13 protein-coding genes are annotated in these 15,280 nt (G+C 64.9%); 3 read left to right on the plus strand and 10 right to left on the minus strand.

Going from position 1 to position 15,280, the window contains the following annotated elements; all coding sequences use genetic code 11:
- Positions 1-4: 4 nt before the first annotated feature.
- From M5E06_RS20555 to M5E06_RS20565, 3 genes are all read right to left on the minus strand, one after another.
- Positions 5-1,189 carry an IS4 family transposase gene (locus M5E06_RS20555; protein WP_252139775.1) on the minus strand — a complete coding sequence of 395 codons (1,185 nt, stop codon included), beginning with the start codon at positions 1,187-1,189 and terminating at the stop codon, positions 5-7.
- 188 nt (positions 1,190-1,377) lie between these two features.
- Positions 1,378-2,562: an IS4 family transposase gene (locus M5E06_RS20560; protein WP_252137514.1), complete on the minus strand. Its 1,185-nt coding sequence runs from the start codon at positions 2,560-2,562 to the stop codon at positions 1,378-1,380.
- A 310-nt stretch (positions 2,563-2,872) separates the two neighbouring features.
- Entirely contained in the window at positions 2,873-3,040 is a 168-nt protein-coding gene (locus M5E06_RS20565) for a hypothetical protein (protein ID WP_167393191.1), read from the minus strand.
- 269 nt (positions 3,041-3,309) lie between these two features.
- On the opposite strand from M5E06_RS20565, the gene M5E06_RS20570 reads away from it, so the two are divergent.
- The 3 genes from M5E06_RS20570 to M5E06_RS20580 all read left to right on the plus strand — a co-directional run bounded on the left by M5E06_RS20570 (position 3,310) and on the right by M5E06_RS20580 (position 6,456).
- A complete protein-coding gene (locus tag M5E06_RS20570; protein ID WP_109153343.1) occupies positions 3,310-4,146 on the plus strand; it encodes an N-acetylmuramoyl-L-alanine amidase family protein in 837 nt (278 codons plus the stop codon).
- 108 nt (positions 4,147-4,254) lie between these two features.
- The gene (locus M5E06_RS20575) at positions 4,255-4,974 is read left to right on the plus strand and encodes a BON domain-containing protein (protein WP_252139776.1); all 720 of its coding nucleotides are present in this window, start codon (positions 4,255-4,257) and stop codon (positions 4,972-4,974) included.
- Positions 4,975-4,986: 12 nt separating this feature from the next.
- Positions 4,987-6,456, plus strand: coding sequence for a hypothetical protein (locus M5E06_RS20580; protein ID WP_286208877.1), 1,470 nt, complete (start codon positions 4,987-4,989; stop codon positions 6,454-6,456).
- A gap of 9 nt (positions 6,457-6,465) precedes the next feature.
- Here the strand turns inward: M5E06_RS20580 and M5E06_RS20585 are convergent, their stop codons facing one another.
- The 7 genes from M5E06_RS20585 to M5E06_RS20615 form a co-directional block, all read right to left on the minus strand.
- Positions 6,466-7,464, minus strand: coding sequence for an NAD(P)H-quinone oxidoreductase (locus tag M5E06_RS20585; protein WP_252139777.1), 999 nt, complete (start codon positions 7,462-7,464; stop codon positions 6,466-6,468).
- Positions 7,465-7,865: 401 nt separating this feature from the next.
- Positions 7,866-8,792, minus strand: coding sequence for an IclR family transcriptional regulator (locus M5E06_RS20590; protein WP_252139778.1), 927 nt, complete (start codon positions 8,790-8,792; stop codon positions 7,866-7,868).
- Between the two features lie 123 nt (positions 8,793-8,915).
- A complete protein-coding gene (gene sucD, locus M5E06_RS20595) occupies positions 8,916-9,806 on the minus strand; it encodes a succinate--CoA ligase subunit alpha (protein ID WP_252139779.1) in 891 nt (296 codons plus the stop codon).
- A 1-nt stretch (position 9,807) separates the two neighbouring features.
- Entirely contained in the window at positions 9,808-11,007 is a 1,200-nt protein-coding gene (gene sucC / locus M5E06_RS20600) for an ADP-forming succinate--CoA ligase subunit beta (RefSeq protein ID WP_252139780.1), read from the minus strand.
- 294 nt (positions 11,008-11,301) lie between these two features.
- Positions 11,302-12,576 carry a formyl-CoA transferase gene (frc, locus tag M5E06_RS20605; RefSeq protein WP_252139781.1) on the minus strand — a complete coding sequence of 425 codons (1,275 nt, stop codon included), beginning with the start codon at positions 12,574-12,576 and terminating at the stop codon, positions 11,302-11,304.
- A 59-nt stretch (positions 12,577-12,635) separates the two neighbouring features.
- Complete coding sequence (gene oxc / locus M5E06_RS20610) at positions 12,636-14,399, minus strand: oxalyl-CoA decarboxylase (protein WP_252139782.1); 1,764 nt, start codon at positions 14,397-14,399, stop codon at positions 12,636-12,638.
- A 43-nt stretch (positions 14,400-14,442) separates the two neighbouring features.
- Positions 14,443-15,276: a GntR family transcriptional regulator gene (locus tag M5E06_RS20615; protein ID WP_247871039.1), complete on the minus strand. Its 834-nt coding sequence runs from the start codon at positions 15,274-15,276 to the stop codon at positions 14,443-14,445.
- Positions 15,277-15,280: the final 4 nt, after the last annotated feature.

Genomic DNA, 15,280 nt, shown 5'->3' on the forward strand with positions numbered 1-15,280 from the left:
ATTTTCAGGGCTCCGCCAGGGGCAGACTAAGTTGACGGTCTGGCGGTCTTTTTTGCGGTGGCCGTGGTCTTGTCGGACAATGATTGGTGGTGTCGAAAGGTTCGAAGAGTGCAACCTTGAGCCTGATCTTCAGGGCCTTCGCACCGCCGACATGGTTTTTGGCGTAGGTGTTCTGGAACAGCCGCAACAAGCAGAAGGCAATCAATGCCGTGTAGATCTGAATTCTGACGGCATTCTCCGAGCGACCGAAGAATGTCTTCAGCTTCAGGTTCTGTTTGATCCACTTGAAAAACAACTCAATCTGCCAACGCTCCTTATAAAGGTCGGCGATCTCCTGAGCAGTCCGGTCAAGATCATTGGTGATCAGATGGAGTGGCTCCTTATCCGGACGCGCCACCACCACTTCACGAAGTTCGGCGTCGTAGAGTGGGTTGGTCGCGCCGCCACGCGGCTTTTTGTGGCCGACCTTCACCCGGCGGTCCGCCACGATGTTGTCGCCAACCGCCTCCACGGTTCGCTCTACACGGCGGTGTGCATTGGCCTTCAGCCGGGTCACGAACAGCGCCTGCGCCATGGTGATCTCATGCCACCAGCGGTAATCCGTGTATCCCTTGTCAAAGACATAGGTGGCCCCGGCAGCGAACGGCAGGCGTCGCGCCACCTTGATTTCGCTGAGCTTGGGCGTTTCCACGGCAAAATGCACCGGCGTGGCTGTCCGCGGATCGTAGACCAGATGGAGCTTCAGGCCACGGCAGCGCGAATCGGCTTCGGCCCAGTTGAAGCGGCGGTCCCGCAACATGATCGCAGAGCCGTCGATCAGCCGCACCAACTCCCGGCTTTCCTGACGCGCCGATCGGGCCAAGCCGCCCATGACCTGTTCGGCAATCTCCCGGAACACCGCCGCAGGCCGGGCCGCCGAGGCATCGCTGAGCGTGCTCTTGCTAACCGGCCGCAGCCCGGTGTGGTAAAGCCCTGCCGGTTGGGCCGCCAACCCCTCCGCAATCTCGCGAAGGCTCTTCAGCCCGGCGAACTGGGCGAAAAGCATCGCCTTCAGGTGCCGCTGGCACGTCCAGCCCTTGTCACCACTCCCAACCCCATGATTGCCACGGTGCCGCGCCACAATCCCGTTCACCACACGACGGTCCAGAGGTTCCACAAGGCGCAAAAATCCGCTAGCTTGGAACGGCACGGCAGACCTCAAAATCTATGTTTGGCGACTGCGATTTTGGGCCAGAACTCTGGCTTTGTCTGCCGTGCAGCTTCAATCCATCCAAAAATCCCGGACAGCAGTGCGCGAAGGCGGGAATCCGGCCGTTTCAGCCGCTCCCTTGCGGAGTTTCCTGGTTCCCCGCCTTCGCGCACTGCTGTCCGGGATTTTCAGGGCTCCGCCAGGGGCAGACTAAGTTGACGGTCTGGCGGTCTTTTTTGCGGTGGCCGTGGTCTTGTCGGACAATGATTGGTGGTGTCGAAAGGTTCGAAGAGTGCAACCTTGAGCCTGATCTTCAGGGCCTTCGCACCGCCGACATGGTTTTTGGCGTAGGTGTTCTGGAACAGCCGCAACAAGCAGAAGGCAATCAATGCCGTGTAGATCTGAATTCTGACGGCATTCTCCGAGCGACCGAAGAATGTCTTCAGCTTCAGGTTCTGTTTGATCCACTTGAAAAACAACTCAATCTGCCAACGCTCCTTATAAAGGTCGGCGATCTCCTGAGCAGTCCGGTCAAGATCATTGGTGATCAGATGGAGTGGCTCCTTATCCGGACGCGCCACCACCACTTCACGAAGTTCGGCGTCGTAGAGTGGGTTGGTCGCGCCGCCACGCGGCTTTTTGTGGCCGACCTTCACCCGGCGGTCCGCCACGATGTTGTCGCCAACCGCCTCCACGGTTCGCTCTACACGGCGGTGTGCATTGGCCTTCAGCCGGGTCACGAACAGCGCCTGCGCCATGGTGATCTCATGCCACCAGCGGTAATCCGTGTATCCCTTGTCAAAGACATAGGTGGCCCCGGCAGCGAACGGCAGGCGTCGCGCCATCTTGATTTCGCTGAGCTTGGGCGTTTCCACGGCAAAATGCACCGGCGTGGCTGTCCGCGGATCGTAGACCAGATGGAGCTTCAGGCCACGGCAGCGCGAATCGGCTTCGGCCCAGTTGAAGCGGCGGTCCCGCAACATGATCGCAGAGCCGTCGATCAGCCGCACCAACTCCCGGCTTTCCTGACGCGCCGATCGGGCCAAGCCGCCCATGACCTGTTCGGCAATCTCCCGGAACACCGCCGCAGGCCGGGCCGCCGAGGCATCGCTGAGCGTGCTCTTGCTAACCGGCCGCAGCCCGGTGTGGTAAAGCCCTGCCGGTTGGGCCGCCAACCCCTCCGCAATCTCGCGAAGGCTCTTCAGCCCGGCGAACTGGGCGAAAAGCATCGCCTTCAGGTGCCGCTGGCACGTCCAGCCCTTGTCACCACTCCCAACCCCATGATTGCCACGGTGCCGCGCCACAATCCCGTTCACCACACGACGGTCCAGAGGTTCCACAAGGCGCAAAAATCCGCTAGCTTGGAACGGCACGGCAGACCTCAAAATCTATGTTTGGCGACTGCGATTTTGGGCCAGAACTCTGGCTTTGTCTGCCGTGCAGCTTCAATCCATCCAAAAATCCCGGACAGCAGTGCGCCTTCGCGGGGATGACGGTCGAGAGTGGTCCATGCGGTAATCCGACAACGCAAATCACCCCACTGACCTCTCCCCTCAAGACCCCGAAAACAAAAATCCCCTCCCCCGCGATCCTGCGGAGAAGGGGCGCGACCGATCGGTCACATATTCAGTGGCGACCTTCCATAGCGACGCCCGGTGGCCGGATGCTGGCCGGCATCAGGCCTTATACGTCGTGGAAATGCTCCAACTCACGACGCAGGCTGGTCGCCTCTTGCCGCAGGCCGACGATCCGGCGGACGTCAGGGCTGGGCTGCTGCTCCTCGCGTTCGAGCTTGTCCTCGATATCGCGCTGCTCTTGCCGGATGATGTTGAACAAGGCTTTCCTCAACATCGACACCTCCCGAGCTGATCGCTAAAATTTTAGCGCTTTTTCAATCGGTCATCAAGCAACCAATCACGTCTGTCGAATTCTCAGCCTTTCAAGTGTGCCCGCATGACCGGAGGCTCACAAATATTCAGAAACGGTAACCTGCCCGGTCTTGACAATACTTTTTTGCAGCCGCATTGGTTAATGAATCAGGCTAGACCAACGGGTGGCACAACGGGTCGGGCGACCTGACGCCACGGTCTCCCCACCTTTGCAGCATGGTATTTCTGGCGATGGATCGACGACAGCTGCTTGGGCTTGGGCTGAGCAAACTTTGGTTAACCGCTTTCGGCACCGCAGCACTGGCCCTGGCCGATCCGCCGGGCTCGGCCCTGGCTGCGGAGCGGCGGCCCGGCCGCAAACCGGCCGGTGGGGGTCCGTCGCGGCCCCGGCTGGTCATGCTCGATCCCGGCCATGGCGGCAACGACCCCGGCGCAATCGGCACCCGCGGCACCTTCGAAAAGGAGGTGACGCTCGACATCGCCCATGAGGTCGCACGCATCCTGGCCGACCGGAGCAACGTCGCGGTGAAGTTGACGCGGCGCGACGACCGTTTCCTGGCGCTGGACGAGCGGGTGGCGCTGACGCGCGAGGCCGGGGCCGACCTGTTCGTGTCGATCCACGCCGACAGCGCCCCAAATGCCGATGCCCGTGGCCTGTCGGCCTACATCCTGTCGGAAAAGGCGTCGGACTCCTTCGCCTCGCGCCTCGCCCAGCAGGAAAATCAGGCCGACCGCTTCGGAAAGCCGGGATCGTTGGGCGGCGGCCGGATCGTCAAGGACATCCTGCTGGACCTGACGGCGCGCCATACCCGCCATGCCTCGCTGGCCGCCCGCCAGCTTCTGGTGGAGGGCGCGGGGAAGGAGCTGCGCCTGCTGGAAAACCCGATGCGCTCGGCGAATTTCGCGGTGCTGAAGGCGCCGGACGTGCCGTCGGTGCTGGTGGAGACCGGCTTCCTGTCCAACCCGAGGGACGAGGAAATCCTGCGTGACGCCACGGCGCGGCGGGTCGTTTCGCGCGTCCTCGCCCGCGAAATCGCACGCGTGATCTCCAGCCCAGCTTTCGCCTGATTTTGCCCCGAGACTGCATGAGGCTCTGCGGCGAAACTACCGCCGCAGCCGCTCCTTCGCAGTCGCAGCGACTGCAACATCCGTGCATCACCTCGGGACAAAGTGACGATGACTGGTGAAAGCCTCGAATTTCCCCATTGCAAAGACCGTTCCGCCGTGACTTTTTCCGGCCGCGCGCCGCATTTTCCCGGCGCTCGACACGCAGGCGAAGGGAGGCACGCTGTGACGGGTTTGAGCCGCCTTTGGATGATGGTCGCACTTGCCAGCGCCGCAGGGACCTCGCTGTCCGGTTGCGGGCCGCTGGTGCTGGGCACCGCGGGCGGCGCCGCCGTCGTGGCCTCGCAGGAGCGCGGTTTCAGCGGCTTCGTCAGCGACACCGAAATCCGCGCCCGCATCAATTCGCTGTGGCTGCAGCATTCGATCGACATGACCAACCGGATCGGCCTGACCGTCGACCAGGGCCGCGTGCTGCTGACCGGCCGCGCCGCCGACGCACAGATGCGCCTCGACGCGGTGCGTCTCGCCTGGCAGGCCGACGGCGTCAAGGAAGTCATCAACGAAATCCAGATCGACAACGGGTCCAGCATCGTGGACACCGCGCGCGACACCTGGATTTCAACCCAGATTCGCAGCCGGATCACGTTCGATGCGAATATTCATAGCCAAAATTACAGCATCGATACCGTCGATGGTGTTGTCTATCTGATGGGTGTCGCCAGTTCACAGGAAGAGCTGAACAACGTGCTCCAGCACGCCCGTTCGGTGCCCAACGTTCAACGCGTCGTCAGCTACGTGCGTCTGCTCTCAAATCCAAACCTCCAGGGTTGAAACCCGACCGCCATGGCCTCCGCCCTATCCCGCGTCCTCGCCGTTCTCCGCACCGCCGCCGTCGCCGCAGCCCTGATCCTGCCGGTGGCGGTCGCGACCGGTCCCGTTCTGGCGCAGGATGCGGCGGCGCAGGGGGCAGCGCAGGGCAGTCCGGGGGCCCCGGACGTGGTGGCGCAAGATGTGGTGGCCCAGGATCAGGATGGCGGGGGGGCGGACTCCCCCGCCGCCGGCACGCCGGGTCCGGCCAACCGCCTGTTCGTCCAGGCGCTGCAGCTGATCCGGCAGGCCGACAACACCTATGACGTCGCCGAGGAGTCGCGCCTTCTGAAGGAGGCCGACAAGCTGTTCAACGAGATCGTGACGAAATATCCCGACAGCCCGCTGGCGGTGCAGCTCGTCACCAACCAGTTCGTCGGCGACTTCGATTTCTACGAATTCCGCTCGCGCATCCGGGCGCTGGTCTGCAACGACGCCCTGAACAGCCTGTGCTTCCTCCACCGCATCGGCGAGATGCTGCCGCCGGTGGAAACGCCGATCACCGCCGCGCGCTGGGACTGGCTGTCGCTGGCGGTCGCCTACCAGCAGCTGGGCGATCCCGGCCGCGCCAAGGAGATCATGGCGCCCTTCGTCAGCGCGGTGCGCCGCGGCGGCGTCGCCGACAGCTCCGGCCAGGATCTGTTCGTCGCCCGCGCCCTGTCGCTGATGGGGCAGACGTCGCTGGCGCTCGACATCACGCGGCAGATCAACGACTGCTCGACCCGCATCTACAACCTCGCCGACATCGCCAAGGCGGCGTCTTGGCGCGGTGACGCGGCATTGACCAACGCGCTGGCCGACGAGGCCAAGAGCTATGCCTCCAGCCACAATTGCGCGTGGGAGCTGGGGCTGGTCGCCCAGTCGCTGCTGCGCGCTGGCAAGGAGGCACAGGCCCGCACCCTGTTCCTGAACACGGTCGAGACGCAGTTCTCCAAGTTCAAGGAAACCCGCGGCGACTGCTGCCCGCCGGAGCTGGCGGTCGCGGCCGCCGACATCGGCGAGCCGAAGCTGGCGCTGGGCCTGCTCAGCACCGTGCAGGACGAGAACCCGTGGACGATCCCGGCGGTGCTGGGGCGGCTGGCCAAGCGCGGCGAGACGGCGATGGCCGTCGCCTATGCCGAGCAGGTCGCCGACATCGACACCCGTGGCGAGGCCTATGCCGAGCTGATCGAGGCGGCGATGAAACGCGGCGAGCCGGCCGTCGCCAACGACCTGATGAACCGCCTGAACAAGCTGGCGGACGATTCCGCCGGCCGCCGCCCCGGCCTGCTGGCGCAGCGGGCCAAGGCGGAAAAGGCCTTCTACAACGACGACCGCTGGCGCCGCACCTTCCAGCAGGCGATCAACGCGGCGGAAAAGGCCAGCAACTTCGTCCGCCGCGACATCGGCGCCCCGCTGCTGGCCGCTTTGGTCAGGATCGAGACCGGGCTGCCGATGCTGGACTGAAGACGGTCATTACCCCACCGCCAACACCAGCTTGCCGACATGCTGGTTGCTCTCCATCAGCCGGTGGGCGTCGGCGGCCTGTTCGAGCGGGAAGATCTCGTGGACGACCGGCTTGACCTTGCCCTGCTCGATCAGCGGCCAGACACGGGCCTTCAATTGGTCGGCCACCGCCTGCTTGTAGGCGACGGGACGCGCCCGCAGGGTGGAACCGGTCAGCACCAGCCGCTTGGTCATCACGGGGAAGAAGTTCACGTTGGCCGTCGCGCCACGGACGAAGCCGATGCAGACATAGCGGCCCTCGACCGCCAGCGCGTCGATGCTGCGGGCGACGTAGTCGCCGCCGACGATATCCAGCACCACATTGACGCCGGCGGCGCCAGTCGCCTCCTTGACCACCGCGACGAAATCCTCCTCGGCGTAGTCGATGGCGCGTTCGGCGCCCAGCCGGACGCAGGCGCCGCATTTCTCAGGTCCGCGGGCGGTGGCGAAGACGCGGGCACCGAAGGCCGCGCCCAGCTGGATCGCCGTGGTGCCGATGCCGGACGTGCCGCCATGGACCAGCAGCGCCTCGCCGGGCTGGAGCGCGCCGCGCTCGAACACATTCGACCAGACGGTGAAGAAGGTTTCCGGCAGCGCCGCCGCCTCGGCCATCGACAGGCCGGCGGGAATCGGCAGGCATTGCGCCGCCGGCACGACGCAGAACTCGGCATAACCGCCGCCGGCCAGCAGGGCGCAGACCGGATCGCCGACCCGCCAGCCCTCAACCCCCTCGCCCAGCGCATCGACAGTGCCGGCAACCTCCAGGCCGGGGATGTCGGTGATGCCCGGCGGCGGGTTGTACTTGCCGAGCCGCTGCAGCACGTCGGGCCGGTTGACGCCGGCCGCCTTGACGGCGATGCGGATCTCGCCGGGAGCCGGCTCCGGGACCGGACGTCGGGCCGCGACCAGCACCTCCGGTTTGCCAGGCTGGCTCACCTCGATGACCGTCATGCTTCTGGAATCTGTCATTCGGATCGTTCCCCTGCCCTGTCGTGGTGATGGGTCTGGGGAGCACTGTGTCGCCGTGGCGGACCGCCCGTCCACGCGGCGATGGATCCGATTTCGCCGTGCGGAAAAGGCAAAAAAATGGCCGTGCTGCACACAGCACGGCCAGTCTCCGAGAGAAGCGCGAACATGCAAAAACAACACATCCGCCCGATGAGAAAGGAACGCCTTTCCCGAGACAGACAATCGCACCGAACCGACCGATTTGCCCAAGAAAAAAGCCGCTTTTCCATTCCGTGGAAACGGCTCTTTTCTCAAGAAAAAAGGCCGCGTCCCATGAGGAACGCGGCCCTGAGTGCGCCAGGGAGGAATGCCGACGTGCACCACCTGCCGTCAGCTCTTGGCGTTACTGGTCCGTGTGAAGGTCAGTTGGGAACCGGCACGCGGCCGCCCAGCTCCTGCGTGACCGCGGCGGCGGCGCGCTTGACCATCTCGCCCAGGGCGCGCAACCGCGCGTCCTCGATGCGCCGGCTGGAGCCGGACAGCGACAGGGCGCCCATCACACGGGAATTCTCGTCGAAGATCGGGGCGGCGACACAGCGCAGGCCGGACACCCGCTCCTCCTGGTCCAGGGCATAGCCGCGGGTGCGGACCAGCGTCAGGTCGCGGTAGAGCGCCGGCAGCGACGACAGGGTGCTGCGGGTGAATTGGCGCATGCCGCGCTGGGTGACGATGGTCTGCACCTTGGTTTCCGGCATGCCGGCCAGCAGAGCCTTGCCGACGGCGGAGCAGTGCAGCAGCGTGCGGTCGGTCTGCGGCACCGCGACCTGGGCGGCGCGGGGGCCGCCGACGCGGGCCAGATAGAGCGCCTCGCCATTCTCCTCGACGGCGAGGTTCACGATCTCGCTGCTCTCCTCCATCAGGCGGCGCATGCGCGGACGGGCGACATCGACCAGATTGCGGGTCTTCAGGAAATTGGCGCCGGTCATATAGGCCTGGACGCCGACCACCCAGCCGCGCGCGCTCTGGTCGAAGCGGACGTAGCGCTCGTACTGCAAAGTCGTCAGCAGGCGATGGGTGGTGGAGGGCGACAGGTTCGCGGCCTCCGACAACTCGGTCAGGGTCATCGGCCCGTCACTGGAGCCGAGGATGGTCAGAATGTTCAGCGCGCGGCACAGCGACTGGACGACCTGGCCGCGGTCGGCTTTGGCGTCGGCCTTGGCGTCCTTGCCGTTGTCGTTCTTCACCCGCGGCGTTTCGATGATGGCGGTCTTGATGATCGCGGCGGCGCCCTCGCTGGGGTCGTCGTGGATGATGCGGCGGGCAGTGCTCGTGTGGGCTTGCGCTTTCATGTCCCATCTCCCTCGGGGTCCGGCGCGTTGATTGCGCCTGTCTGTTGCGGCTGATGGCGTGAGTGACAGAAGCTTTGCGTGAAGCGCGGGACCGTCGCGGACGGCGGTCCCGCGGGGTACCGGTCAACCTTTGAAAATGGACTGCATGGTGGAGCCCAGGCTGGCGGGGCTGTCGGCGACGGCGATGCCGACCGACTTCATGAAGTCGATCTTGAAGTCGGCGGTGTCGTTGCCGCCGGAGATCACCGCGCCGGCATGGCCCATGCGGCGGCCCGGAGGAGCCGTGCGGCCGGCGATGAAGCCGACGACCGGCTTCTTGGTGCCCGAGGCCTTGATGAACTCGGCGCCGCGGACTTCGGCATCGCCGCCGATCTCGCCGATCATGATGATGCCCTCGGTCTCCGGGTCCTTCACGAACAGCTCCAGGCTGTCGACGAAGTTGGTGCCGTTGACCGGGTCGCCGCCGATGCCGATGCAGGTGGTCTGCCCCAGACCGGCCGCCGTGGTCTGCGCGACGGCCTCATAGGTCAGCGTGCCGGAACGCGAGACGATGCCGATCTTGCCACGCTTGTGGATGTGGCCCGGCATGATGCCGATCTTGCACTCGTCCGGCGTGATGATGCCGGGGCAGTTCGGGCCGATCAGGCGGGTCCCAACTCCATTTTTCTGGGAACCGTCGAGCGCGCGCTTGACGCGGACCATGTCCAGCACCGGGATGCCTTCGGTGATGCAGACCACCAGCGGGATCTCGGCGTCGATGGCTTCCAGGATCGCGTCGGCCGCGAAGGGCGGCGGCACGTAGATCACGGAGGCGTTGGCGCCGGTCTTCTCGACCGCTTCCGACACGGTGTCGAAGATCGGCAGGTCGAGGTGCTTGGCGCCGCCCTTACCCGGGGTCACGCCGCCGACCATCTTGGTGCCGTAGGCGATGGCCTGCTCGGAGTGGAAGGTGCCCTGGGCTCCGGTGAAGCCCTGGCAGATCACCTTCGTGTTCTTATCGACGAGAACAGCCATGTTACGCGGCCTCCTTCTTCACGGCGGCGACGATCTTCTTGGCTGCGTCGTCCAGATTGTCGGCGGACAGGATCGGCAGGCCGGATTCGGCGAGGATCTTCTTGCCCAGCGCCACGTTGGTGCCTTCAAGCCGCACGACCAGCGGGACATGCAGCTTCACGTCGCGGGCCGCGGCGACCACGCCTTCGGCGATCACGTCGCAGCGCATGATGCCGCCGAAGATGTTGACCAGGATGCCTTCGACCGCGCTGTCGGAGAGGATCAGCTTGAAGGCCGCGGTGACGCGCTCCTTCGTGGCGCCGCCGCCGACGTCGAGGAAGTTGGCCGGTTCGGCGCCATACAGCTTGATGATGTCCATGGTGGCCATCGCCAGACCGGCGCCGTTCACCATGCAGCCGATGTTGCCGTCGAGCTTGACGTAGTTGAGGCTGTGCTTGGCCGCCTCGATCTCCGCCGGATCCTCTTCGGCCTCGTCGCGCAGCTCTTCCACGTCCTTGTGACGGAACAGCGCGTTGTCGTCGAAGTTCATCTTGGCGTCGAGCGCCAGGATGTCGCCGGCACCGGTGACGATCAGCGGGTTGATCTCGACGATGGCGCAGTCCAGATCCACGAACGCCTTGTAGGCGGCCTGGATGAACTTGGCGGCGGCGCCGACCTGCTTGCCTTCCAGGCCCAGCGCGAAGGCGACCTTGCGGGTGTGGTAGCCCTGGATGCCGGTGGCCGGGTCGATGGCGACCTTGATGATCTTCTCGGGCGTGTTATGGGCGACCTCTTCGATCTCCATACCGCCTTCGGTCGAGGCCATGATCGTCACGCGGCCGGTGGCGCGGTCGATCAGCAGGCCGAGATACAGCTCGCGCTTGATATCGGCGCCTTCCTCGACATAGAGGCGCTTGACCTCCTTGCCCGCCGGGCCGGTCTGCTTGGTCACGAGAACGTGGTTCAGCATCTCGGCGGCGTTGGAAGCGACCTCCTCGATCGACTTGACGACGCGGACGCCGCCCTTGCCGGTCGGGTTGTCCTGGAACCGGCCGGCGCCGCGGCCGCCAGCATGGATCTGCGACTTCACCACCCAGACCGGACCGCCGAGTTCGCGGGCGACCGATGCAGCCTCTTCCGGGGTGAAGGCCACGCCACCGCGCGGAACGGCGACGCCGTACCCCCGCAGCAGATCCTTGGCCTGATATTCGTGAATGTTCATGGTTTGCGTCTCAACCCTGTCGGAAATGGTCTTTTGGATGCCGCGGGGAGCCGGAAATTCGTCGGCTGACAGGCGGCGGATTTTTAAAAACTGCGGGCTTCGGCTCTCAGGCGACCGGGAAGGGGACGGTCGGGGGAGAGGGAGGCGCGTTTGAATATTTGAAGGCACTATTTGTGCAGTGTTTTGCCCCCTCCCCGACCCTCCCCCGCTTTGCGGGAGAGGGAGTAAGCACCAGGGCGGCGGCAGTCCCCTCTCCCGCGAAGCGGGGGAGGGTTAGGGAGGGGGCAGAGTACGTTACTCCGCCGCCAGCCGCTCCACGACGCCAATGGCGCCGCTGTCGCGGATTTCAACGATCTCACGCTCGCCGAAACCCAGGACGTCACGCAGGATTTCGTCGGTATGCTCGCCCAGCAGCGGAGAGCGGGTGACTTCCGTCGGGCTGTCGGACAGCTTGATCGGGTTGCCGACCGTCAGGTAGCTGCCGCGGGTCGGATGCTCCACCTCGACCAGCGTGCCGGTCTCGTAGAGCGACTTGTCCTCGGCGATTTCCTTCATCGACAGGATCGGGCCGCAGGGGATGTCGTATTTGTTGAGGATGTCCATGACCTCGAACTTGCTCAGGGTCTTGGTCCATTCCTCGATGGTCGCGAAGATGCTCATCAGGCGCGGCAGGCGGGCCACCGGGGTGGCGTAGTCGGGATCGGTGATCCACTCTTCCTTGCCGATGACCTTGCAGATCGACTTCCAAACCGGCGCCTGGGCAATGAAGTAGATGTAGGCGTTGGGATCGGTCTCCCAACCCTTGCACTTCAGGATCCAGCCCGGCTGGCCGCCGCCCGAGGCGTTGCCGGCGCGCGGCACCGTGTCGCCGAACTCGCCGTTCGGGTATTGCGGGTATTCCTTCATCGGCCCATGGGCCAGGCGCTGCTGGTCGCGCAGCTTGACGCGGCACAGGTTCAGCACGGCGTCCTGCATGGCGGCCAGCACCTTCTGGCCCCGGCCGGTTTCCTTGCGCTGGTAGAGCGCGGTGACGATGCCGAGCGCCAGATGCAGGCCGGTGCCGCTGTCACCGATCTGGGCGCCGGTGACCATGGGCGGGCCGTCGTCGAAGCCGGTGGTCGAGGCGGCGCCGCCCGCACATTGGGCGACGTTCTCGTACACCTTGCAGTTCTCGAACGGCCCGGGGCCGAAGCCCTTCACCGACGCGACGATCATCGCGGGGTTCAGTTCCTGAATGCGTTCCCAGGTGAACCCCATGCGATCGAGCACGCCGGGGGCGAAGTTTTCGACCATCACGTCGCAGGTCTTGATCAGAGCCTCCAACACCTCCTTGCCCTTGGGCGTCTTGGTGTCGAGGGTGATGGACCGCTTGTTGTGGTTCAGCATGGTGAAATACAGGCTGTCGGCGTCCGGCAGGTCGCGCAGCTGGCTGCGGGTGATGTCACCCTCGCCCGGCCGTTCGACCTTGATGACGTCGGCGCCGAACCAGGCGAGCAACTGGGTGCAGGTCGGCCCCGACTGCACATGCGTGAAGTCGAGAATCCGCACGCCCTGAAGTGCCTTGCCCATGTATCTCTCCCCCTGCTTTTTAGTGTCGTGTGGCCGCTTGGCTTCCTGAGGCCGTCCCTTTAGGACGGCATTTTGCGGACCGAACTGGTCGGGTTCAGGCTGCCGATGTTGCCGCTTTCGGTGCCCGCCGCCGGATCGATGACGGCGTTGATCAGGGTCGGACGGCCGCTGTCCATCGCCTCGTTGACCGCGCGGTACAGCTCGTCCGGGTTGGTGACATGGACGCCGACGCCGCCGAAGGCTTCCATCATCTTGTCGTAACGGGAGCCGGGGACGAAGACCATCGGCGACGGGTCGGCCCCGCCGGTCGGGTTGGTGTCGGTCCCGCGATAGATGCCGTTGTTGTTGAAGATGACGATGCAGACCGGCAGGTTGTAGCGGCAGATCGTCTCCACCTCCATGCCGGAGAAGCCGAAGGCGCTGTCGCCCTCAACCGCCAGAACCGGCTTGCCGCTCTCCACCGCCGCGGCGACGGCGTAGCCCATGCCGACGCCCATGACGCCCCAGGTGCCGACGTCCAGACGCTTGCGCGGCTCGTACATGTCGATGATGCCGCGGGCGAGGTCGAGGGTGTTGGCGCCCTCGTTGACCAGCATGGCGTCCGGCCGCTCCTTGATGATCCGGCGCAGAGCGCCCAGCGCACCGTGGAAGTTCATCGGCGACGCGTTGCTCATCAGCTTCGGCGCCATCTTGGCGACGTTCTGCTCACGCTTGGCGGCGACGGTGGCCATCCACTCGGTCGGCGGGGTCAGGCCGCCCTCGATGCCCTTCAGCATCACTTCCATGACCGAGGCGATGTCGCCGACGAGCGGAGCATGGATTTCGACGTTGCTGTCCATCTCCCGCGGCTCGATGTCGACCTGGATGAACTTCTTGGAGCCGGGCTTGCCCCAGGTCTTGCCCTTGCCGTGCGACAGCAGCCAGTTCAGGCGCGCGCCGACCAGCATGACCACGTCGGCTTCCTGCAGCACCAGCGAGCGGGCGGCACCGGCCGACTGCGGATGGGTGTCGGGCAGCAGGCCCTTGGCCATGCTCATCTGCAGGAAGGGAATGCCGCTCTTCTCGACGAAGGTGCGGATCGTCTCGTCGGCCTGGGCGTAAGCGGCGCCCTTGCCGAAGATGACCAGCGGACGCTTTGCGCCCTTCAGCAGGTCGAGCGCACGGTTGACCGCGTCGGCCGACGGATACTGCGCCGGGGTCGGATCGACCACCTTGACCAGCGACTTGGCGCCTTCGGCCGCGTCCATCACCTGCGAGAACAGCTTGGCCGGCAGGTCGAGATAGACGCCGCCCGGACGGCCCGACACGGCGGCGCGGATGGCGCGCGCCACGCCGATGCCGATGTCCTGGGCGTGCAGAATACGGAAGGCGGCCTTGCACAGCGGCTTGGCGATGGCGAGCTGGTCCATCTCCTCATAGTCGCCCTGCTGGAGATCGACGATCTCACGCTCGGACGAGCCGCTGATGAGGATCATCGGGAAGCAGTTGGTGGTGGCGTTCGCCAGAGCGGTCAGGCCGTTCAGGAAGCCCGGCGCCGACACCGTCATGCAGACGCCCGGCTTCTTGGTCATGAAACCGGCGATCGCGGCGGCGTTGCCGGCATTCTGTTCGTGGCGGAACGAAACGACGCGCATGCCCTCGGCCTGCGCCATGCGCAGCAGGTCGGAGATCGGAATACCGGGGACGACATACAGGTTGTTGATGTCGTTGAGCTTGAGCGCGTCGATGACGAGCTGGAAGCCGTCGGTCAGCGCCGGCGCGTCTTCGACAACAGATGCTTCCGTGGCCTGGTTCTTAGTGATCGTTGCAGCCGCAGTAGACATATGGGTGACTCCTCCCCGAGGCTCCAAAAAGGTTCAAGATCGGTTAGTCGAGGAAGGCGCAATGCCGTTCCACGTACTGTGCGAGACCGAGCGTGTGTTCGCGGACGCGGCGTTCCGCGAGATCGGCATCGCGGGCGGCAAGCGCCTCGATGATTTCCCGATGCTCGTGGACGGACTGGTCGGCACGGTCGCCGAGGCCCATCGTCGCGCGGCGGATCGCACGCATATGGATGAAGAAGCGGTCGGTCAGGTCCGAGATCAGGGTGGAGCCCGAAGCCTGGACGATGCTTTGATGGAAGACGATGTTGGCGTCCGAATACTCGGCGACATGTTCCGCCAACTCGGCTTTCGTGTATTTGTCGAACGCGGCGTGCAGGAGTTCCAGCTTGTCCGTGGTGGCGTTTTCGACGAACAGGCGTGCCGCCATGCCTTCCAGGGCGGCACACACCGTGATCATCTCCACCAGTTCGGCCTTCGTCTTGCGCACCACGAAGATCCCGCGCCGCGGTTGGGAGCGGATGAACCCCTCCTGTTCCAGCAGCGCCATCGCCTCACGCACCGGGGTGCGGCTGACACCCAACGCTTCGCACAGACGGCGTTCGTCCAACCTGATCTCGTTGCTCTGGCCGTAGATGTTCATCTGCGTAATGGCCTGTCGCAGCGACTGGTAGGCTTTGGCCTTGAAGCTCATCCCCTGTTCGAGGGGTTCAACACTGAATCTTTCTCGGTTCATCACGTTTCCGACCCTTTGCGCGCCGACGCCATCGGCGCCGCTTGTTGTCGTGAGCGTTCCTGTGCGAGCGTCCGGGTGATCGCCCTGTGGCGCGTCGTTTTGAATTATCGATACGGTATACCAGATGCCAGACACCCGCAACATCAAT

Origin of the sequence: Azospirillum sp. A1-3 (assembly GCF_023806445.1) — a bacterium.
Lineage (GTDB): Bacteria > Pseudomonadota > Alphaproteobacteria > Azospirillales > Azospirillaceae > Azospirillum.

Bases quoted from the DNA above. Each gene is read 5' to 3' on its own strand.
- oxc (WP_252139782.1), bottom strand. From the start codon at position 14,399: ATGTCTACTGCGGCTGCAACGATCACTAAGAACCAGGCCACGGAAGCA.
- sucC (WP_252139780.1), bottom strand. From the start codon at position 11,007: ATGAACATTCACGAATATCAGGCCAAGGATCTGCTGCGGGGGTACGGC.
- M5E06_RS20590 (WP_252139778.1), bottom strand. From the start codon at position 8,792: ATGAAAGCGCAAGCCCACACGAGCACTGCCCGCCGCATCATCCACGAC.
- sucD (WP_252139779.1), bottom strand. From the start codon at position 9,806: ATGGCTGTTCTCGTCGATAAGAACACGAAGGTGATCTGCCAGGGCTTC.
- M5E06_RS20575 (WP_252139776.1), top strand. From the start codon at position 4,255: ATGACTGGTGAAAGCCTCGAATTTCCCCATTGCAAAGACCGTTCCGCC.
- M5E06_RS20570 (WP_109153343.1), top strand. From the start codon at position 3,310: ATGGATCGACGACAGCTGCTTGGGCTTGGGCTGAGCAAACTTTGGTTA.
- M5E06_RS20565 (WP_167393191.1), bottom strand. From the start codon at position 3,040: ATGTTGAGGAAAGCCTTGTTCAACATCATCCGGCAAGAGCAGCGCGAT.
- M5E06_RS20585 (WP_252139777.1), bottom strand. From the start codon at position 7,464: ATGACAGATTCCAGAAGCATGACGGTCATCGAGGTGAGCCAGCCTGGC.
- M5E06_RS20580 (WP_286208877.1), top strand. From the start codon at position 4,987: ATGGCCTCCGCCCTATCCCGCGTCCTCGCCGTTCTCCGCACCGCCGCC.
- frc (WP_252139781.1), bottom strand. From the start codon at position 12,576: ATGGGCAAGGCACTTCAGGGCGTGCGGATTCTCGACTTCACGCATGTG.
- M5E06_RS20615 (WP_247871039.1), bottom strand. From the start codon at position 15,276: ATGTTGCGGGTGTCTGGCATCTGGTATACCGTATCGATAATTCAAAAC.